Source organism: bacterium (assembly GCA_035307765.1).
In the GTDB taxonomy this organism is placed as follows: Bacteria; Sysuimicrobiota; Sysuimicrobiia; order Sysuimicrobiales; family Segetimicrobiaceae; genus Segetimicrobium.
Genome location: DATGHU010000026.1, coordinates 213,879 through 234,098, shown reverse-complemented (window position 1 = coordinate 234,098; position 20,220 = coordinate 213,879). Strand labels below are relative to the sequence as shown.

Here is a 20,220-nt window from a genome sequence, read left to right as displayed (position 1 = left end):
ACTCCGCAGCGGCAGGTTGTCCAGCCGGTCCCAGAGCGGCAGATTGTTCAGCCGGTCCCACAGCGGCAGATAGCTCAGCCGGTTCAAGAGCGGCAGGTTGTCCAGCCGACCCCGCAGCAGCAGATTGTTCAGCCGATCCCGCAGCGGCAGATTGTTCAGCCGGTCCCGCAGCGGCAGATTGTCCAGCCGGTCCCAGAGCGGCAGATTGTTCAGCCGATCCCGCAGCGGCAGGTTGTCCAGCCGGTCCCAGAGCGGCAGGTTGTTCAGCCGATCCCGCAGCGGCAGATTATTCAGCCGATCCCGCAGCGGCAGATTGCTCAGCCGATCCCGCAGCGCCAGATCGTCCAGCCGATCCCGCAGCGGCAGATTGTCCAACCGGCCCCGCAGCGGCAGATCGCTCAACCGGTTCCACAGCGGCTGCCCAACTCCACTTCTCAGAACAATGATCGTGGTAACAACCGAGGACAAGGGAGCTCCAACCAACAGTGCGGGAACCGCGGCCCGAATCAGTCTTGCTCCAGCGACGGATCGGCAGGGCAGAAGTAAATCCCTCCCCCCGGGGCACACGTCCGTGCCCCGGGGGAAAGTGTTTCAGAGATTCCACCGGAGGTCGAGCCCCGGCCTACCATATGATGGGTACGGAGCCGGTGGGTCTGCGGGGGTATATAGGTGGCAGAGCATGGTCGAATCCCCGGCTGGCAAGATTTTCCCAGCCCATCGCTCAAAGGGCGTGTGATGCGAGTGCGTCGAAGTTGACCGCGGGGGTGGTTCAAATGGCTGAAGGACTATGGCCGATCTCGAAGACTCGCGTTGTGCCAGGGTGGGGAGCCAGCATTAGTGCAGGCGCCATTGCCGGAGTCGTGGCTGCACTGGCGAGCGTCGGCGTTGAGGTCATCATGCACGCCCGAGTTCCCCCCCGGGATGCCACACTCTGGTCCGCGTTTCTGGCCGGCATTCTCGGTGGCATTCTCTATGGCTGGTTGGGACGAATCGTACGCCGTCCTGTCGAGGCACTCTGGGTGATCACCTTGGCGATCGCGACGATTTCCACGGTACTTATCGCGAAGCTGCCAGGGGCATCGGGACCCAGTCCATCGCTCGGGATCCCCCTTTCGGGGTTTACGTCTCCGTTCCGGCAACTCCTCGCGCTCGCGGGCCTCGGACACTTCGGCACGCGGCATTTCCCCGCGCGGTATCTTCCCGCGGACGCGGCGACACATTACATTACCGCCGTATCGGTGGCGTTACTGGTGCCGTGGTGGGCGAATACGAGAGGTCGGTGACTTCCCGGAAATGGTTCCGGAGGTTCAAACCGGCGTGCGCCTCAGCATAGGCAATCTCGCTGAACGCACACGCGGATCGGACAGGATGACGTTCTAAGATCGGGTCCCCTGCGGGCCAAGCCCGAGGCCCTGGCACCAGCCAGGGCCTCGACCGTTTTGGGGCGCGCGGAATGTCCTTATCGTTGACGACACGGCCCGCGCGGACGGCTGGCGTGGCCGTCTCGGATTTCGTGGCAGCGGATCCGCTCCACGCCAGCCCAGTGTATCAGCCCGTCTCCTCCACGGTGTGTCTACGTGTTGCCTTGGCCTCCGTTCCCACCCTTGCCGCCTCCGCCGCCGTTGCCGGAGCCGCCGCTGTTGCCGCTGCCGCCGGTGCCGCCACCGCCGCCGGTGCCGCCATTGCCGTTGCTGGCCCCGCTATTGCCGCTGCCGCCGTTTCCGCCCTGGCCGCCCCCACCGCCGTTGCCGGAGCCACCGTTGTTGTTGCTCCCGCCCTGGCCGCCGTTCCCGGCACTCCCACCGTTCCCGCCGCCGTTGTTCCCATTCCCGCCGTCGCCGCCCTGACCGCCTCCACCGCCGTTTCCTGCGTTCGCCCCGCTGTTACCGCCGCCCCCGCTGCCGCCGGTGCCGCCGCTGCCGCCCGCGCCGCCCGCCAGCGTGTTGAAGTTGCCGCCGTTGCCGCCCTGGCCGCCGGCCCCGCCGTTGCCGGTGTCGGTCCCATTGTTCCCATCACCGCCATTGCCCCCGCCTCCGGCGTTCCCGCCATTGCCGGCGCCGCTCAGGTTGAAGTCGCCGCCATTGCCGCCCATCCCGCCACCCCCGCCGTTGCCGGTGTCGGTGCCGCCGTTTCCGCTCCCGCCGGCCCCGCCGTCAGCTCCGTTCCCGCCGATGCCGGATGCGCCGCCGTTCGAGTTGCCGCCGTTGCCGCCCTGGCCGCCGGCACCACCGTTACCGGTGTCGGCCCCGCCGTTGTTGGCCCCACCGGCCCCGCCGTTGCCCGCATTTCCGCCGTTCCCGGACCCGCCGGTGTTTAGGTCACCGCCGTCGCCGCCCTGGCCGCCGGCGCCGCCGTTCCCGGAGCCGCTGCCGCCGTTACTGGCTCCGCCGGCCCCGCCGTTTCCGGCGTTCCCGCCGTTCCCGGAACCCGAGTCGTTGGTGTTTCCGCCGTTGCCGCCCTGGCCGCCGTCACCGCCGTCACCGCTCCCCGGTCCGGTGTTCAGATCGCCCCCGGTCCCGCCTGAACCCCCGGTGCCGCCGTTCCCGGAACCATTGGTGTTTCCGTTGCCGCCGTCACCGGCTTGTCCGCCGTTCCCGCCGAATCCGGCTCCGCTCCCGGTGTTGTTGTTCCCGCCGTTGCCACCCCCGCCGCCCGCGCCCCCGTTTCCCGAGTTGGTGTCGTTGGTGTTCCCGCCGTTCCCTCCCTGGCCGCCGACACCGCCGGCGCCCGAGGAGCCGCCTCCGCTGTTGTTGCTGCCGCCGTTCCCGCCCCCGCCGCCGGCGCCTCCGTTGCCCGATGAGTTACTGTTGTTCGTTCCTCCATCTCCCGCGAAGCCGCCGGGGCCGCCGCTCCCATCGCCGCCACGGCCAGGCGCCGTGTCGTTCGGTCCGTTTTTGCCGTTGGCCCCGTTCGCTCCGTTCAGGCCGTTCTGGGTGCCGCTGGCATCGGTTCCATTGTTCCCGTTGCCGCCTGCGGTTCCATCGCCCCCGTTGTCATTGCCGCCGTTGCCGCCGTGTCCGCCTGCGCCACCCCAGCCGCCGTCACCACCAGCAGCCGCGCCCGCGCCGGCCGCGCCGCCGTTGCCGCCGGATGCGCCCTGGCCGCCGGTATTGTTCCCGCCGTTGCCTCCGCCTCCGCCGTTTCCTCCGGTCCCGCCCACACCGCCGCCGCTCCCACCGCCGTTACCCGCGGCGCCGCCCGTGCCGCCCGCGCCCCCGTTTCCGCCCTGGTTGCTGCCGCCGTCGCCGCCGTTCCCGCCGTCACCGCCGTTCCCGCCCTGGTTGCTGCCGCCGGCGCCGCCCTGGCCGCCGGTCGCGCCATTGCCCTGACCGTTCGAGTTGTCGCTGCCGCCGTTCCCGCCCTGGCCGCCCGCGCCGCCGTTGCCGATCGTCGGCCCGGCGTGCGCCGGGATGGCGTACGTGCCGTACCAGACCGGGATGACCACGGCGAGGAACGCGGTCACCGCACAGGTCAGGATCCTTCGTGTCATTCGTCGTTGTCTCATGGATTGGCCCCCATAGATTCGATCACACCTGCGAGTCGCCTACACTGCATCCTGCCGCGCACCCTGGTGGGTGTCTTCGAAGGGGAGGTGGAGCGCCGGAGCCGTGTGCCCCGGCGCCCCACCCGTGACCTGATTCCCAGGACTCGTCTAGGTGTTGTTGTTGCCGCCCTTGCCGCCGCCGCCGCCGCTCCCGCCGTTGCCGGAGTTGTTGGAGTTGCCGCCGCCGCCGGTCCCGCCGCCGCCGCCGATTCCGCCGTTGCCGCTCGAGTTGTTGTTGGAGTTGCCGCCACCGCCGCCCGTGCCACCGGTTCCGCCGTTGCCGGAGTTGTTGAAGTTGCCGTTACCGGCGTTGCCACCGCCGCCGCCCGCGCCGCCGTTGCCCGAATTGTTCTCGTTGCTGTTCCCGCCGCCGCCGCCGTTCCCGCCGCCGCCGCCGTTCCCCGAGTTCAGGGTGTTATTGTTGCCGCCGGTTCCGCCCGACCCACCGGCACCACCGTTGCCGGAAGCTCCGGAGTTGGTGCTCGTGGTCGACGCGCCCGCGTCAATCACGCCGATGTTGCTGTTGCCGCCCGCGCCGCCCGTGCCGCCCGCACCGCCGTTCCCCGAGCCGGCTACGTTGCTCGACCCGCCGTTCCCGCCGGCGCCACCCGCTCCACCGTTGCCTGCGGAGCCCGTGTTCGTGTCGCTGCTCGTGGAACTACCGTCAAACACGCCCACGTTGCCGCCGCCGCCGTTCCCGCCGGCGCCACCTGCGCCGCCGTTCCCCGAAGCGGCTCCGTTGGTCGACCCGCCGTTCCCGCCGACGCCACCCGCCCCACCGTTGCCTGCGGAGCCGGTGTTGGCGTCGCCGCTCGCAGAACTAAGGTCCCCGACGCCCACGTTCGAGTTGCCGCCCGTGCCGCCCGCCCCGCCCGCGCCGCCGAGGCCCGAACCGGAGTCGTTGGTGCTGCCGCCCGTGCCGCCGTTGCCACCTGCACCGCCGTTGCCGGCCGAGCCCGCGTTCCCGTCCGCGCTCCCGAGGCTACCGTCCACGACGCCGTCGTTCGAGTTGCCGCCCGCTCCACCGGCGCCACCGGCGCCGCCGATGCCTGACCCGTTGGTGTTGGAGTTCCCACCGGCCCCGCCGGCCCCACCGTTCCCACCGACGCCCGCCGTGCCGAAGTTGCCGTCGAGGCTACCGGAGCTGCTGTCCTGAACGCCGGTGTTGTCGTTGCCCCCGGCCCCGGCGTTTCCGCCAGCGCCGCCGCCGCCCGATCCGCTGCCGTTCAAGTTGCCGCCGGCCCCGCCGCTGCCGCCCGCGCCGCCCGTGCCCGCTGCCCCGACATTCAAATCGCTGCTGCCGGAACTGTTGTCCTGGACGCCGATGTTGGGATCGCCGCCGGCGCCGCCGTTGCCGCCGTTGCCGCCGTTGCCCGAGCCGGAGTCATTCGACGTGCCGCCGTTGCCCCCGGCGCCCCCGATGCCGCCGTCGCCGGCCGAACCGGCGTTCGCGTTGGCGCTACCGGTGCTGTTGTCTTGGACGCCCGTGTTGGTGGTGCCGGCCAGGCTCCCCGCCGCGCCGCCGCCGGCGCCGCCTGCCCCGCCGGCCCCGCCGTTGCCGGAGCCGTTCGTGTTGGTGTCCCCGCCGTTGCCACCCGCGCCGCCCGCCGCGCCGTTCCCCGCCTCACCAGAATTGCTGTTGGAGCTGCCGGAGCTATTGTCCACCACGCCTGAGTTCCCGTCGCCGCCGATCCCGCCGGCCCCACCGTTCCCGCCGTTCCCGGAGACGCCGGAGTTGGTGTTCCCGCCGTTGCCGCCCCCGCCACCGGTTGCGCCATTGCCGGAACCGATGGTATTGTTGCTACCGCCGGCACCGCCGGTGCCGCCCGCCCCGCCGTTGCCCGAGTCCATGGCATGGGCGGCCGGCAGGCTCGCGCCCAAATACCACGCCGAAACCGAAAACGCCAGCACGAGCGTCACAGCAAAGTACAGGACCTTTGAACGTCTGGCACCTTTCCTCACAGTTCACCTCCGTGTGGGTTAATCGCAACCGCGATCTCGAGGCAGTACGGATTCACCTCCCTCCGGAATCGCCTGCGAACCTTGCGTCCAGACACAGCAGTGCTAAGACAGCGAAGAGCTCGCCTGTGACAGGGGGGATGCCCGCCAGGATCGGCGTCGGCATCCAAGCGTGCGACGTGCGCGAGATAGACCGGTGCGGGATCGTGTGCGGCGACTATCGGAGACGCAGCGCCAAACGTGCGCGCGGCCAGGTACCACAGCAGGGTGCGGAGGGAACCGTGCGAAACGAAAACGGCACGGCGCCCCGCGAAGGGCCCCGTGCCTTATACGTTCGGAGCCCTCTTCGGTAACCCGGCTGACCCCGAGGGTCCCGTGGCTTTGCGTCCCCGAATTGCTTCGGGTTTGCCTTTATCGGAGGTGCTGGTGCTATGCGATTTTCTTCATTCTGCTTCCGGGGTCGGCATTTGTCAAGCGCCGTCGTTTGTTCGATATGTCGGTGTGATGCGCATCCGCTATCCGTTGCTTAGGATTTCAGGCCCAGAAACGCGCGCACGCGATCCAGTTCCGCTTCGAGTTCGCGCTTGAAGGCGCGATCGCGGGGCGGGTGCGACTCAACGTAGCCGACCTCAGACGCAAGTTCGCCGTTCCTCACCGATAGGTTCCCCCAGCCGATGACGCGATCTCGCCACAGCAGCGGCAGCGCGTAGTAGCCGAGCTTGCGTTTGGGCGGCGGCGTGTAGGCTTCGAAGCGGTACACCCAACCCCACAGCAGTTCGAAGCGGGCGCGGTCGCGCACCATCGGATCGAAGGGTGTCAGCAACCGCACCGTCTCCTGCGCCGTCTGGCGCGCCGCGTCCTCCTCGGCCGGCCAATACCAGTCGACCCCATCGACGCGCGCGTGCGCCAGCCGCTGTTTGGCCCGCGCGAGGGCGCTCGTCAGCTCTCCGCGCCACTGCGGCACGGCAAAGCGCAGCCGGCGCACAAAGAACGACAGGCTCGCCGCGGGCAGCGGCGCGTAGATGCGGACGGCCACATCAATCAGCCGGTCGATCCGCGCGCCGCGCGCGGCCTCATTCGCCGGCCCGGGCCCGTGCCGGCGCAGGGCGTAGATGCGGATGCCGCCCTCGCGCCGGACCACGCGCAGCAGGCCGCGGTAGTGCATGGCGTCCAGCAGTTGGGTCGTGGCGTTCGACGAGCCGCCCCAGTAGTTCCTCACCGTGCCGTGCGAGAAATGATCATCGACCTCTCGCGGGTGCACCGCGCCGCGTTCGCGCACAAACTCCAGCAGGAGCCGGGCCCGATTCCTGCGGGTCGCGGGCCAGGGCCGATCCCCTTCGGCGGGGACGCTGATATCCGGACGCGGATGCATCAGCGCCTGGACGGCGCCGGTCACGAAGCCGTAGGTGACGAAGAAATCTTCCTCGACGTCGAGCTTCGCGTAGCGGCGTTCCAGGTCGCCGGCGCGGTAGTCCTTGACGCGGTGGCGCAGGATCAGATCCTGCGCGCGCGCCGGCGCGCGGATCGGATCGGCCTGGACATAGCCGAACCGGTTGAGGGTGCGCGTGAGTGTGGCCGGCGTGAAGAGGCTGCGGGCAACGGCAAACCGCCGCAGGTCGTCGAGGGTGATCACCATGCCTGTAGCATTCGGCGAATCGCCGCTCGATCCCGCGACGTCTCCGACGTGGGGATCCGCGCCGGCAGGATTTCCCCCGAGCGGAACGGTAGTGGTCCCCTGGGATGGGGCCCGTGCGTCGTGCATACGTTGAGGCCCGTTCTCAAGATGCCGCACAATGAACGCCCGTGCATCGTAGCACCCGCCGTTGTCGGGGCCCCCGGGGATGGGCGCCCTGGGCCGGTGGGCTCGTCTTTGCGGCGGTTGCGGTGACGTCGGCCGGAGCACTCGGGGCGGGGACGCCCCCACCCGTCGGCTACGACGGCGCCACGCGCACCGCGTCCTTGGACCTCACCGCGGCCCAGGCAGACGGTTACAACTTCAACGGCTACGCCGGCGGTGCGCTGATCGTGAAAGTGCCGATTGGGACCAGGGTGCAGGTGACGATGCGAAACGCCGCGGCGGACGTCTCACACAGCGCGCTGGTGGCCGCCTGGGACCAACGCATGAAAGGTAGTGGGATGACGCCGGCATTCCCCGGAGCGGCCCCCGCCGACTTCGAGACGGGCATCACGTCGCACGATCCTCCGCTGCGCTTCAGCTTCACCGCCCTGAGCGCCGGGACGTACGCCCTCATCTGCGGCGTCCCCGGCCACGCGTTGATCGGCATGTGGGACGAGTTCGACGTGGTGAACGGGCTGGACGCACCGTCGGTGACCACCAAGTAACGCTTGGGTCGGCGGGGAAGATCACCACCGACAGGGAGGGGGGCGGGATGGACGGGGAACGCGTGCCCGGACTGGAGGCAGGGGGCAGCCACCGCCTGACGCGGCGCGGGCTGCTCGTGCGATCGGGGGTGTTCGTGGGGGCTGCGGCGCTGGGCGGGTCGTGGGCGGCGGTCCGCGGCGCCCTGGCGCAGGAGCCCGCGATCCCGGGGGTCGCCCCGGGGATGAAGGTGATCAGTCGGTCGCCGATCAACCTGGAGACGCCGATTCAGTCCCTGCGGACGTGGATCACCCCCAACGACTGGTTCTTCGTCCGCCTGCATCTGCCGGGATACGCGCAGCTCAGCCGGGAGACGTGGGAGATGACCGTGGACGGCGAGGTCGGGCAACCGCTGCGCCTCGGGTGGGCCGAGGTGCAGCGGTTGCCGCGCGTCGAGCTGACGGCGTGGCTGCAGTGTGCGGGCAACCGGCGCGGGCACTTCCAGCCGAAGGCCGCGGGCGGGCAATGGGATCGCGGGGCCGTCGGGAACGCCCGGTGGGCCGGCGTTCGCTTGCGCGACGTGCTGCTGTCGGCGAACCCCACGGTCAGGGCCCATCACGTCGCGTTCGAGGGAAGCGATCCCAACGGCGCCGCTCCGCCGTACGTCCGCAGCATCCCGATCGAGAAAGCCCTCGACCCAAACACGCTGCTCGTTTTCGAGATGAACGCGCAGCCGCTGCCGGTCCTGCACGGGTTTCCGGTCCGGGCGCTGGTTCCGGGATGGGTCGGGTCGGCCAACGTGAAGTGGGTCCGAGCGATTCACCTGGGCGCTCAGGAGTGGAACGGACCGTACATGAAAGATCTCTACCGCATCAACCCCGTGCCGATCAATCCGACCGACAAGACCTTCAACTTCTCGCAGGACTTCGTCCCCACCACGGTGTTCCCGGTGAACTCGTTCTTCACCTCACCGACCGGCAGCGAGACGATGCCGGCGGGGTCGAGCGCCTTTGCCGGTGTCGCGTACGCGGGGGAGACCGCGATCGCGACGGTGGAGGTCTCGGCGGACGGCGGGGCGTGGCGGCCGGCCCGGATCACGACGCCCGGATCCGCCTACGCGTGGTATCAGTGGGAGTTCACGGCGACGTTCGCCCCCGGGCGTCACGAGATCGCGGTGCGCGCGACGGACTCGCGCGGTCGGACGCAGCCGCGTGATGGATTCTGGAATCCGCAGGGATATCTCTACAACGGGTGGGACGTCCTGGCCTGGACCGCTTCGTGATTGTCTCCTGATTCAGGCGCCCGCCACCATACGGCTGGGGATGGCGGCCTCACCGCCGCAGCCGACGAGCGAGTACGGCCTACGCGGCCAGCGGCGGTGAGGATGCGGGCGGTGCTCGGTGAAGTCGGTCCCCGTCGATGCCACGTATGCTCTGTCTTCTGCCGAATCGAAACCGCGCGAGCGCGGAGTGCATCAATTCCTGGAGAACCGGAACGATCGGTTCGACCAGGCCGTCGAGGGTATCCCGCACGGTGGGGGAGACATTCGATGGCGTCGCAGGCGTCTTCGGACATCGCCCCGATCCTCGTCATATCCGTCACACCGATCACAGGCCGTCCAAGGCCCGCTTGCCGAGGCTTGTCTCGGTGACCTTGAAGGGACGTCACGTCACCATCTGTGGATACAACTTGGCTGCCAATCCCACGAACAGCGCGGTCCCAAGGAGCAGGACGCCAAAATCGGTTCCCAAGCCCAGGGCACTCGTTCCGCCGTTGACCATGAGCGCGCGCAGGGCGTCGACTTGGTAGGTGAGGGGGTTGATGGCCGAGAGCAGGCGCAGCCAGTCGGGCATCAGGCTGATGGGATAGATGGCATTGCTGGCGAAGAACAGCGGCATCGTCAAGATCTGGCCGATGCCCATGAACCGCTCCCGCGTCTTGACCAGGCACGCCATGACGACCGAAAACATCGAGAAGAGGGCGGAGCCCATGATGACCAGCACGAGGACGCCCACCACGTTCGCCGGGTGGAAGTTCACGTCGATGCGCATCAGCACCGCGAGGGCGTAGACGATGATCGCTTGTGAGAGGGCGCGGACGCCCGCGGACAGCGCTTTGCCGAGGACCAGCGCCGTTCGGGTGGCCGGGCTCACCAGCAGTTTGTGGAGGATCCCGAGGTCGCGCTCCCAGATGGTCGCGATCCCGTAGAAGATGGCGATGAAGAGGACGCTCTGCGCGAGGATCCCGGGGGCCATGAAGGCCAAATAGGTGAGGCGCCCGGTGGGGACGCCCCGGAGCCGCGCCATCACCTGGCCGAAGACGACCAGCCAGAGCGTCGGTTGAACCGCCCGGGACAGTAGCTCGAGCGGGTCGTGCCGGAGCTTTCGGATCTCGGCGCCCGCGACGGCGAAGACGTGGCGGAGGAACGCCAGGGCGGCCGGGGGTTCACGAAAGACGTCGGGCGGTATGGCGGGTACGTAGGAGCTCACGGAAGTCCCCTCCTTGTTCGAGTGTGGCTCCGGTGAAGTGGATGAACGCGTCATCCAGGGTGGCGGCCGGCCCGACCTGGGCCTTGAGGCTGGCCGGCGAGCCGACGACCACCACTTGGCCACGATGCATGACGGCGACCCGGGCACAATGTTGATCGGCTTCTTCCATGCTGTGGGTCGTGACCAGGATCGTCATCTGGAAGCGCTGCTGGAGCTCGTGGAGGTGCTCCCAGACCGCTCGGTGGGCGATGGGATCGAGGCCGACTGTGGGTTCGTCCGCAAAGAGCACGGCGGGGTGATGCAGGGTGCTCTGGGCGATCTCCAGGCTTCGGACCATCCCTCCAGAGTAGTGACTCACTTGTTTGTTGGCCGCATCCTGGAGGCCGATCAGCGTCAACGCTTCATGGATCCGCCGGGCGCACTCCTTCGGCGGGATGTTGTAGAGCTGCGCGGACAGCAGGAGATTCTCGTATCCGGTGAGCGCGCCATCGGCCGAAACCAGTTGCGGCACATAGCCGATCCGGCGGCGGACGCGCGGCGCCTGGCTCACGACATCGAATCCGGCCACCCAGGCGTGGCCGGTGGTAGGCGGGAGGAGCGTGGTCAGGATCTTGATCATCGTGCTCTTCCCCGCCCCGTTGGGCCCGATCAGTCCAAAGATCTCACCGTGGTGAACCTCGATGGACGCGTCGTCCACGGCCGCCAGCGCACCGAAGCGTCGGGTCAGGCCAAGGGTACGAATCGCTTGGGCGGGGGGCACGGCGTCGCTGCCGACCGGCTCGACCGCCTGCGGGGCGGCTCGCGCTGAATCCGAGTCTGGGGTCATTGTCGGGTCGACTTCTTGCGGTCGTCTACACAGGGGGGCGCGGGCATTCAACGGGGTCCGGCGACAATGGTCTCACCTCGATCGCGGCAATCGTCTTTCTCCAGGGTGGAGAGGAACGCTCGTAGGGTGACAATCGGACGCTGAGATCGCCCGAGGCCGGTTAGATGAGCGTCTCGGGACACCGGAAAATGAGCGGCCGCACCCTTGGCCAAGGCGATCAGGTCATCACCCCCGGGGTCGGGTGCCAGCCTGGAACCCGGTTCGGGGTCGACGACCATGCTGGCCCTGTGCTCGAGCGGAGTCAGATACGCGCCCACTGCGTCTACCGTCGCATACTTCCTGAACTTGGGACGTAGGAGAGCGGCCCTCCGCGCATTGGGTGAATTCTGGGAGACAATGAATTCGACCCCCCCGCCAATCCAAGACAAGCAGTATCTGAGCCGGGGTCTTGGTGCGTCAGGCTAGGCGGCGAACAGCCCCCCCGGGGTCGAGAACCGCCCGATCCACCTACTTTCTCGAAGCGTGGAGTTCCTGATAGGCGATTTCGAGAGCTTCCTTGCCTGTCAGCTGACTCCGGTTCCAGATCTTCTCCAGTGCTCCGACCCCCAAGTATCCGCGGAGAGCATCCTCAACGACCTCGTACACCTTCTTGCCCGTGCGCGCGGCCAGCACCTTCATGGCCCTGAGCAGGGTGTCCTCAATGTCGATCGTGGTCTTCTTTCTGGCCATGTTGCCATTAATGACAGACTCATAGTATTCTGTCAAACCCTCGAAATGGCGCCAGGGTTTTTCCGAGCGGGTCTGTGGGTGATCGGGACATCTTGAATTTCTGTGGGGTTCTGTTTGGAGGGTGCAACCCCGTTCGTAAGTTGACGGAGTGGACCTGCTTGGTGCACTGCGCGGGTCCACTCTCGTTTGCTCCGGACTTCGGCACCCTTGCGTTTGCCTGACGAATGTAATACAATTCAAGCAGGACATAATACATACGGACCGTGTGATGGCGAAGAGTTTCCGCTTGGATCCCGGGCTGGAAGGGCGGTTGAAACGCGCCGCGCAGACGGAAGGGACGTCTACGTCTGAAAGTATTCGGCGGGCGATCGGCCGGTACTGTGAACAGGTCTTGGGGGCCACGTTGGCCCCTAGGTTGGCTGACGTGATTGGACTCGGGCGGGGCGGTGGCGGCCGTGCTCGCAGGAGCGGTGAGGCATTTCGGCGAGTTCTCCGCCGTAAGCACGGGCGGTCCGCGTGACGCTGACCGACGCCGGCCCTCTCGTGGCCCTGCTGGACCAGGACGAGCCCGACCACGCGAAGTGTGTCGCGCAGTTGCCACTGTTGCGCGCGCCGATGCTGACAACCTGGCCCGCCCTCACGGAGGCCATGGACCTCGTCGGGGAGGGCTTGGGGTGGCGTGGTCAGGAAGCCCTGTGGCGCATCCTGCGGCGAGGGGATCTCCGCCTTGCGGAAACGGGCGCCTCGACGGTCGATCGGATGGCACGGCTCATGTCGAAGTACCGTGACGTGCCAATGGATCTGGCGGACGCCTCCCTGGTCGCGGTGGCGGAGGAGCGTAGGTTGGCGAAGATCTTCACCCTCGACCGGGATTTTCGCATCTATCGGCTGCTCGGTCGTCGATCGTTTGTGATCGTCCCCTAAACAACTGCCCACATAGCCGCGACCGATATCCCGGGGTCTATGGCGGCCCATGGTTCGCCGGCTGCGGCGCCAGGGGATCTCTCCAGGGCCTCCCGGGTTGGCACCGCGCCATCGTCACGGCCAAAGTTCGCCGCATCGCCCTGATCTTCGCCAAGTCTCCACGCGGATGCTCAGGACCGGCCTCCAGCGACTCGATCCCATTCTTGCCGCAGACTCCACCGCCGCTGGGGCTGGCTAGCAGCTCGTTCCGTCATCGCTACGTTCGTCGAGGAGGCCCGTCTGACCGCATAGAATGTGACACCGGAACTCAAATGGCACCCAAACAGGCGGGACGGAGGCGCAGCAGGATACGGTCGGGCACGGGAGATGCCCCTGGGCCGCGCGAGCAGCCTGGTCGGGGTGACGGGGAAGCGATAGCTGATGGCAAGGGGCCGGCGTCGCACGTATACCCGGGGGAGATGGAGCTGTACCGGGACCACTTCGGAACACCGGAGATGCGGGAGGTCTTTTCCGAGGCGTCTCGGCTCGAGGCATGGCTGGCCTACGAGGGCGCCCTGGCGTGGGCCCAGGGCGGCCTTGGGATCATTCCGCCCGCCGCGGCAGAGGAGATCGCGCAGAAGGCCTCACTTCGAGCCGTGCCGCGCGCCCGGATCATCGAGCTCTACCGGCACACCCGGCTCGATACGGTGGCGCTGACCCGCGCGCTCGCCGAGGCCTGCTCGGCGGAGGCGCGGGGCTACGTGCACTTCGGGAGCACGACCACCGACATCTACGACACCGGGCTGGCCCTGCAGCTCAAGGATGCCTGGCGGCTGCTCGTCCGCGACCTGCGCGCGCTCTCCGAGACGCTGGCGCGTCTGGCGGTCCGCCACCGGCACACGGTCAGGGTCGCCCGGACGCACTCGCAGCATGCGCTGCCGATCACGCTCGGGTTCACGTTCGCGATGTGGCTCGACGACTGCACCGGTCACCTCCGCCGCCTGCTGGAGCTGCGGCCGCGCCTCTTGGTGGGGAAGGTCACAGGGGTGGTGGGGAGCCAGGCCAGCTTCGGCAGTCAGGGGCTGGTCCTGCAGGCGCGGGTCTGCGAGCGGCTGGGGCTTGGGGTGCCGGATGCCAGCGTGCAGCTGTCGCGAGCGCGGTACCAGGAGTTCCTGACGGCGCTCGGCCTCGTCGCCAACACCGTTCAGCAGATCGCCAAGGACGTCTGGACCAAGATGCGGACCGAGATCGGGGAGCTGCACGAGCACTTCGAGGTGGGTACCCAGGTCGGCAGCACGACGCTCGCCTTTAAGCGCAACCCCACGACGTGCGAATGGCTGCTGGGGCTGAGCCGCCTCATCCGGCGGAACGTCGCCGCCGAGTTGGAGCTCGTCGCCGAGGACGAGCGCGACGGGGTGCGCGTGGCGGTCGAGCAGGTGGTCATTCCGGAGTCGTGTCTGCTCTTGTCGACGATGCTCGACCTCGGTCGCCGGCTGCTGGACGGGCTGGCCGTCGACGAGGCGCGGATGGCGGCCAACCTCCAGCTGACGAAGGGCCTGGTGTTCTCGGAGCCGATCATGATGGAGCTCGCCCGGCGCGGGCTCGGGAAGCAAGAGGCGCACGAGGTCCTCTACGACTGTGCCACTGTCTGCTACGCGGAGGGCATCGACCTCGCCGAGGCGCTGCGCCGTGACCCGCGGGTCACGCGATCCCTTGCCCCGGAGGAGATCGCCGCGCTGATGGATCCGACCCGGTACCTCGGGACCATCCAGCCCCAGATCGACGCGGCCATCGCCCGCGCCGAGGCTGTCGCCGGGCCGATCCGCGACGCGATCGGCACCGGGGCATGACGGCCCGGGCAGGAGGAGGAGCGGCATGACGACGTCCATCGACGCTGCGCTGGCGCGCCGGTTGGTGGCGCGGCTGCCGGAGATCGAGCGGCTCCGCGAGCGCGCGCTCGCGGACAAGACGGTGGGGTGCTGGCTCGAGGCGCTGCGGACGGGCGGGTGGGAGCCGGAGGATCTGGACCGGATGCCGGCCTCGCTGCGGCTGACCGACCGCCCGTTCCGGCTGGCGCACCACGTTCGCGGGGTGACCCAGATGGCGATCGGCGCGTACGAGATGTACGAGGGCCTCTACGCGGGTGAAGCGCTGCGCTTGGACTACGACGTCCTGGTCTGCGGCGCGCTCCTGCACGACGTCGGCAAGCCGATCGAGTTTGCCGAGCAGGGCGGGACGTGGGGGTGGAGCCAGGCCGCCCGCTCGTACCGCCATCCGTTCGGCGGGTTCGCGGTCGCCAGCCGGTGGGAGATCCCCCCGCGGGTGCTGGAGATCATCGCCTATCACTCGACCGAGGGGGAGCACTTCCCGCGGTCCCCGGAAGGGGTCGTGATCCACCTGGTCGATGCGCTGAACTTCACCCCGCTCCTCGCCGGGAGGACGTAGCGCGTGGCGGTGCGGGGACCGAGCCTGGGGCGCGGGAGCGGCCGATGACGGACCATTCGCGGTCCGAAACCCCGCGGTCGGGGGGCGCGCCGGCGGCTCTCGACCCGATCGGCCTGGAGATCGTCTGGCGGCGCCTGATCGCGATCGCCGACGAGGCGGCGACGACGCTGGTGCGCACGTCGTTCTCGCCGATCGTGCGCGAGTCGAACGACTTCTCCTGCGTCATCTTCGACGCGGCTGGAAACGCCGTGGCCGAGAATACGCTGGGCATCCCGTCGTTCAACGCCGTGATCTCCCGCACCCTCGCCCACTTCCTCCGGATCCGCCCTGCGGCGGACTGGCGGCCGGGCGACGTCGGCATCACCAACGATCCCTGGCTGGCCTCCGGGCACCTCCCCGACGTCACGATCCTGGCGCCGGTCTTTGGGGACGGCGGCGTGCTGGCCTGGGTGGGGAGCATCGCCCACATGGTCGACATGGGGGGGACGTTGTGGTCGGCGGACACCCGCGAGGTCTACGAGGAGGGCGTGCTCGTGCCGCCGATGCTCCTCTACCGCGAGGGGCGGCCCAACGACGATCTGCTCCGCCTGCTCCGCGCCAACGTCCGCATGCCCGATCAGGTCACCGGAGACCTGATGGCGCAGGTCGCCGCGGGGGAGACCGCGGCCCAGCGCCTGCTCGAATTGGTCGAGGAGACCGCCCTCGGCGGTCTGGACGGCGTCTCGCAGGAGGTCTGCGGCCGCGCCGAAGCCGCGATGCGGCGGGCGATCGCCGCGATCCCCGACGGGACCTACCGGAGCCGGCTCGACACGGACGGGACCGGCGAGGAGCCGGTGCACCTGGAGGCGGAGGTGCGGGTGCGCGGGGACGAGATCGACGTCGACTACGCCGGCACCTCCCCGCAGGTCCGCCAGAGCCTCAACACCGTGCTGAACTACACCGAGGCGTACACCTGCTACCCGCTCAAGTGCGCGCTCGACCCGTTCACCCCGCGGAACGAGGGATCGTACCGTCCCATCCGCGTCACGGCTCCGGAGGGGTCGATCCTGAACCCGCGCCGCCCGGCGCCGGTTCACGCCCGGCAGCTGGTCGGCCATTGCCTGGCCGCGCTCGTCTACGACGCGCTGGCCCCGGTGATCCCCGACCGGGTGATCGCGGACTCGGGCAGCGCGCCGACCCTGCGCGTCGTCGTCTCCGGCGCGTGGCCCGACCGCCGCCCGTTCACGTCGATCCTGTTCCTGAACGGCGGCATGGGAGCCCGCCCCCGATCCGACGGGCTGGCGTGCACCTGCTTCCCCTCGAACGTCGTCTGCGGCTCGATGGAGATCATCGAGGCGACCGCGCCGCTCCGGATCTGGCGAAAAGAGTTCGCCACCGACTCGGGGGGTCCGGGACGGTTCCGGGGCGGGCTGGGGCAGGAGATGGAACTCGAGCTGCTCGCTTCCGCCCCCGCGACCCTCTCGCTGTTCGTCGACCGGGTGGACCACCCGCCGCGCGGGCTCCTCGGCGGCCTCCCGGGCGGGCGGGCCGGGATCGCGGTCGACGGGCGAGAGGACGGCTTCCCTCGAAAGGGCAGAAGCCGGCTGGCCCCGGGCGGCCGGGTGCAGGTGCGCTACCCCGGAGGCGGCGGGTACGGCGACCCCCGCGGCCGCGCCCGGGACGCGGTGCGGGCCGATCTGGACGCCGGTGTGATCTCCGAGGCTGCGGCGAGAGAGGCGTACGGCCTGTGACGGTTCGCCTCGTGGGGGTCGACGTCGGCGGAACGTTCACCGACCTGGCGCTCTGGAACGGCCGCACGGGGACCGTGTTGGTGCACAAGCTGCTCACGACCCCTGATGACCCGACGCGCGCGATCGCGGCGGGGCTGGAGGCCCTGGGGGGACCGACGGACGGGGTGATCCACGGGACGACCCTGATCAGCAACGCGCTGATCGAGCGGCGCGGCGCCCGGGTCGGCCTGGTGACGACCGAAGGATTCCGGGATACGCTCGAGATCGGGAGCGAGCTGCGCTACGACACCTTCGATCTCTTCCTGGAGCGCCCCGCGCCGCTCGCCCCGCGGTCCCTCCGGCTGGCGGTGCGCGAGCGCATCGGCGCGGGCGGGGAGGAGGTGCTGGCGCTCGACGAGGCCGGCGTGCGCGCGGCGGGCCGCGCTCTCGCCGCGGCAGGGGTGGAGGCGATCGCCGTGGCGTTCTTCAACGCCTACCGCAATCCCGAGCACGAGCGGCGGGCGGCGCGCCTGCTCTCGGACGGCGACGGCTCGATCGCGGTGTGCGCCGCGTGCGACATCGCGCCGGAGATCCGCGAGTACGAGCGCACCTCCACCGCCGTGGCCAACGCCTACGTGCAGCCGCTGGCCGCCCGCTACCTCCTCCGGCTCGGCGAGGTCGTGCGCGCCCCGCTGTTCGTCGTGCTCTCGGACGGCGGCATGACCACGGCGCGGGAGGCGGCGGCGCGGCCGATCACGGTGGTGGAGTCGGGCCCCGCCGCGGGGACGATGGCCGCGGCCCACCTGTCGGGGGAGGCCGGCTGGCCGGAAGTGATCGCCTTCGACATGGGGGGGACCACGGCCAAGATCAGCCTGATCCACGCGGGGGTCCCGGAGCGCACCCACGCCATGGAAGTGGCGCGGGTGCACCGCTTCAAGAAGGGGAGCGGGCTGCCGCTGCGCGTGCCGGCGGTGCAGCTGATCGAGATCGGCGCGGGGGGCGGCAGCGTGGCCCGGCTCGACGGCCTGGGGCTCCTGAAGGTCGGCCCGGAGAGCGCCGGCGCATTTCCCGGGCCGGCGTGCTACGGCCTGGGCGGCGGGGAGCCGACCGTGACCGACGCCGACCTCCACCTCGGGTACCTCCACCCGGAGCGCTTTCTCGGCGGCCGCATGGCGCTCGATGCCGGGCGGGCGGAGGCGGCGCTCGGAGCGCTGGGGGCGTCGCTCGGCTTCGACGTCACGGCGGCCGCGGCAGGCATCCACGAGGTGGTGAACAACAACATGGCGACCGCCGCCCGCATCCACATCGCCGAGGGGGGGCGCGACCCGCGCCGCTACCGCCTGGTCGCCTTCGGGGGGGCCGGCCCGGTCCACGCCTACGGCCTGGCGCGCCTGCTGCACGTCCGCGAGGTGAGCTTCCCGCACGCCGCCGGCGTGGCGTCGGCCGTCGGCATGCTGGTGGCCCCGCGCAGCATCGAGTACACGCGGAGCCTGGTGTCCCCCATTGCCGGGCTCGACTGGAATCACGTGGCCGCGGCCCTCGCGGAGCTCGAGGCGGGCGCGCGCCGGCTGCTGGGAGACGCCGGAGCCGATCCGGACGAGATCCGGCTCGAGCTCTCCGCGGACATGCGGTACGTGGGGCAGGGGTACGAGGTGACGGTCCCGCTGCCGGCCGGGGCGGTGGCGCGGGGAGATGCGGCGGCGCTGCTGGCCGCGTTCGAGGCCGAGTACCGCCGGCGGTTCGACCGCGTCGTGGAGGCGGCGCCGGTCGAAGTGGTCTCCTGGCGCCTGCGCGCGGTCGCCCCACCCTCGGTGGGGAGCGTCCGGTTCGAGGCGCCTGCGGGGAGCGGCGGGTCCGCGCTCGTGGAGACGCGGCAAGTCTACTTTCCCGAGGCCAAGGCGTTCCTGCCTACCCCCGTGTACGACCGCGGCCGCCTCACGCCCGATGAGACGATCGTGGGACCGGCGCTCGTGGAGGAGGCGGACACGACGGTGGTCGCCGGGCCGGCCGCCCGGATCCGGCTCGAGCACGACGGGAACCTGACGATGCAGCTGGACTGATGGGCCGGGGCCGGCCAGGGCGCGGCCCTTCGACGGGCAGAGGGGGGATGGAGACGATGGGCACGGGTGAGTACGACGCGATCGTGGTGGGGCTCGGCGGCATGGGGAGCGCCGCGGCCTACCATCTGGCCCGCCGGGGAGCGCGCGTGCTGGGCCTCGAGCAGTTCGGTCCCGCGCACGATCGGGGGTCCTCGCACGGCGGGACGCGCGTCATCCGGCAGGCGTACTGGGAAGGGCCCGACTACGTGCCGCTGGTGCTCAAGGCCTACGATCTCTGGCGGGCGCTGGAGGGAGAGTCAGGGACTTCCCTGCTCACCATCACCGGCGCGCTCCACATCGGTCCCCCCGACGTCCCTTCCGTTGCCGGGGCGGCGCTCAGCGCGCGCACGCACGGCATCCCGGTGGAGACGCTCACCCCGGATGAGGTGCGCGAGCGCTACCCCGTGGTCAGACTCAGGTCGGGGCACGTGGCGCTCTACGAATCCCAGGCCGGGCTGCTCAACCCCGAGCGGTGCGTGACGGCGCACCTGGACGCCGCGCGGCGCCGCGGCGCCGACCTGCGCTTCCACGAAGCGGTGGAGGAGTGGAGTGCTGCGTCTGGGGAGGTGCGCGTCCGGACGTCGGGCGACACGTACGGGGCGGGCCGGCTGGTGCTGGCCGCCGGGCCGTGGACGGACCGGGTGGTGCCGGATCTGGCCCTGCCGCTCGAGGTGGAGCGGGTGGCGCTCTGCTGGTTCGAGCCGCGGGCGCACATCGAGGAGTTCATGCGGGTGCCGATCTGCCTGTGGGAGGACGACGGGGTGTCGGCGGGGGGGTTCCCGTACATCGAGGGGCAGGGGATCAAGTCCGCCTTTCACCACGCGCACGGGGAGCGCACCACCCCGCAGACGATCCGGCGGGAGGTGAGCGAGGCGGAGGTCGCGCAGATCCGGGCGCACCTGGCGACGCTGATGCCGGACGCCCCGGGGACGCTGCGGGCCGTGGCGACCTGCATGTACACGAACACGCCGGACCAGCACTTCATCATCGACCGCCACCCCGCCCACCCCAACGTCGTGCTGGCCTGCGGCTTCTCCGGGCACGGCTTCAAGTTTGCGTGCGTCGTCGGCGACGTCCTGGCCGACCTGGCGATGAGCGGGGCCACGCCCCAGGCGACCCGGATGTTTGCGCTCGGCCGGTTCGGGTCGAGGACCGCCCCCTCGCCGGGTACGCCCGCGGGTGGGGAGGGGTGAGGCG

At 70.0% G+C, this 20,220-nt stretch carries 16 protein-coding genes and 1 riboswitch; of the genes, 9 read left to right on the top strand and 7 right to left on the bottom strand.

All coding sequences use genetic code 11. The features are described from left to right. A partial coding sequence (locus VKV57_09005) for a hypothetical protein (GenBank protein HLW60049.1) occupies positions 1–402 on the bottom strand: 402 nt, incomplete at its 3' end. A gap of 371 nt (positions 403–773) precedes the next feature. Here VKV57_09005 and VKV57_09000 point away from each other — a divergent pair. Then, positions 774–1,283 (top strand): hypothetical protein, encoded by a 510-nt coding sequence (locus VKV57_09000; GenBank protein ID HLW60048.1) that lies wholly within the window; start codon positions 774–776, stop codon positions 1,281–1,283. A 290-nt stretch (positions 1,284–1,573) separates the two neighbouring features. Here VKV57_09000 and VKV57_08995 read toward each other — a convergent pair whose 3' ends face one another. From VKV57_08995 to VKV57_08985, 3 genes are all read right to left on the bottom strand, one after another. After that, positions 1,574–3,490 carry a hypothetical protein gene (locus tag VKV57_08995; GenBank protein ID HLW60047.1) on the bottom strand — a complete coding sequence of 639 codons (1,917 nt, stop codon included), beginning with the start codon at positions 3,488–3,490 and terminating at the stop codon, positions 1,574–1,576. Between the two features lie 162 nt (positions 3,491–3,652). After that, entirely contained in the window at positions 3,653–5,464 is a 1,812-nt protein-coding gene (locus VKV57_08990) for a hypothetical protein (GenBank protein ID HLW60046.1), read from the bottom strand. A 384-nt stretch (positions 5,465–5,848) separates the two neighbouring features. After that, a riboswitch (cyclic di-GMP riboswitch) is annotated at positions 5,849–5,923 on the bottom strand. Positions 5,924–6,029: 106 nt separating this feature from the next. Further along, complete coding sequence (locus tag VKV57_08985) at positions 6,030–7,139, bottom strand: crosslink repair DNA glycosylase YcaQ family protein (protein ID HLW60045.1); 1,110 nt, start codon at positions 7,137–7,139, stop codon at positions 6,030–6,032. 248 nt (positions 7,140–7,387) lie between these two features. On the opposite strand from VKV57_08985, the gene VKV57_08980 reads away from it, so the two are divergent. Both VKV57_08980 and VKV57_08975 read left to right on the top strand, forming a co-directional pair. Next, entirely contained in the window at positions 7,388–7,846 is a 459-nt protein-coding gene (locus VKV57_08980) for a sulfocyanin-like copper-binding protein (GenBank protein ID HLW60044.1), read from the top strand. Positions 7,847–7,893: 47 nt separating this feature from the next. Further along, positions 7,894–9,105 carry a sulfite oxidase gene (locus tag VKV57_08975; protein HLW60043.1) on the top strand — a complete coding sequence of 404 codons (1,212 nt, stop codon included), beginning with the start codon at positions 7,894–7,896 and terminating at the stop codon, positions 9,103–9,105. A gap of 382 nt (positions 9,106–9,487) precedes the next feature. Here the strand turns inward: VKV57_08975 and VKV57_08970 are convergent, their stop codons facing one another. The 3 genes from VKV57_08970 to VKV57_08960 form a co-directional block, all read right to left on the bottom strand. After that, positions 9,488–10,312, bottom strand: coding sequence for an ABC transporter permease (locus VKV57_08970; protein ID HLW60042.1), 825 nt, complete (start codon positions 10,310–10,312; stop codon positions 9,488–9,490). Further along, positions 10,269–11,138, bottom strand: a complete 870-nt coding sequence (locus tag VKV57_08965) for an ATP-binding cassette domain-containing protein (GenBank protein ID HLW60041.1) — start codon at positions 11,136–11,138, stop codon at positions 10,269–10,271. The genes VKV57_08970 and VKV57_08965 overlap by 44 nt, the downstream gene beginning before the upstream one ends. Positions 11,139–11,645: 507 nt before the next feature. After that, positions 11,646–11,903: a hypothetical protein gene (locus VKV57_08960; GenBank protein HLW60040.1), complete on the bottom strand. Its 258-nt coding sequence runs from the start codon at positions 11,901–11,903 to the stop codon at positions 11,646–11,648. 480 nt (positions 11,904–12,383) lie between these two features. Between VKV57_08960 and VKV57_08955 the strand changes: the two genes are divergently transcribed. The 6 genes from VKV57_08955 to solA all read left to right on the top strand — a co-directional run bounded on the left by VKV57_08955 (position 12,384) and on the right by solA (position 20,216). Next, on the top strand, positions 12,384–12,791 hold the full coding sequence (locus VKV57_08955; GenBank protein HLW60039.1) for a PIN domain-containing protein: 408 nt from the start codon (positions 12,384–12,386) through the stop codon (positions 12,789–12,791). 458 nt (positions 12,792–13,249) lie between these two features. Continuing rightward, entirely contained in the window at positions 13,250–14,620 is a 1,371-nt protein-coding gene (purB, locus tag VKV57_08950) for an adenylosuccinate lyase (protein ID HLW60038.1), read from the top strand. A gap of 25 nt (positions 14,621–14,645) precedes the next feature. Then, positions 14,646–15,215 carry an HD domain-containing protein gene (locus VKV57_08945; protein HLW60037.1) on the top strand — a complete coding sequence of 190 codons (570 nt, stop codon included), beginning with the start codon at positions 14,646–14,648 and terminating at the stop codon, positions 15,213–15,215. Positions 15,216–15,259: 44 nt separating this feature from the next. Then, positions 15,260–16,945, top strand: a complete 1,686-nt coding sequence (locus VKV57_08940) for a hydantoinase B/oxoprolinase family protein (protein ID HLW60036.1) — start codon at positions 15,260–15,262, stop codon at positions 16,943–16,945. Then, positions 16,942–18,984, top strand: a complete 2,043-nt coding sequence (locus tag VKV57_08935; protein HLW60035.1) for a hydantoinase/oxoprolinase family protein — start codon at positions 16,942–16,944, stop codon at positions 18,982–18,984. The genes VKV57_08940 and VKV57_08935 overlap by 4 nt, the downstream gene beginning before the upstream one ends. Positions 18,985–19,040: 56 nt before the next feature. Continuing rightward, on the top strand, positions 19,041–20,216 hold the full coding sequence (gene solA, locus VKV57_08930) for an N-methyl-L-tryptophan oxidase (protein ID HLW60034.1): 1,176 nt from the start codon (positions 19,041–19,043) through the stop codon (positions 20,214–20,216). Positions 20,217–20,220: the final 4 nt, after the last annotated feature.

Coding starts and splice junctions, on each gene's coding strand:
- VKV57_08995 (HLW60047.1), bottom strand. CDS start 3,490: ATGACACGAAGGATCCTGACCTGTGCGGTGACCGCGTTCCTCGCCGTG.
- solA (HLW60034.1), top strand. CDS start 19,041: ATGGGCACGGGTGAGTACGACGCGATCGTGGTGGGGCTCGGCGGCATG.
- VKV57_09000 (HLW60048.1), top strand. CDS start 774: ATGGCTGAAGGACTATGGCCGATCTCGAAGACTCGCGTTGTGCCAGGG.
- VKV57_08940 (HLW60036.1), top strand. CDS start 15,260: ATGACGGACCATTCGCGGTCCGAAACCCCGCGGTCGGGGGGCGCGCCG.
- VKV57_08975 (HLW60043.1), top strand. CDS start 7,894: ATGGACGGGGAACGCGTGCCCGGACTGGAGGCAGGGGGCAGCCACCGC.
- purB (HLW60038.1), top strand. CDS start 13,250: ATGGAGCTGTACCGGGACCACTTCGGAACACCGGAGATGCGGGAGGTC.
- VKV57_08985 (HLW60045.1), bottom strand. CDS start 7,139: ATGGTGATCACCCTCGACGACCTGCGGCGGTTTGCCGTTGCCCGCAGC.
- VKV57_08965 (HLW60041.1), bottom strand. CDS start 11,138: ATGACCCCAGACTCGGATTCAGCGCGAGCCGCCCCGCAGGCGGTCGAG.
- VKV57_08945 (HLW60037.1), top strand. CDS start 14,646: ATGACGACGTCCATCGACGCTGCGCTGGCGCGCCGGTTGGTGGCGCGG.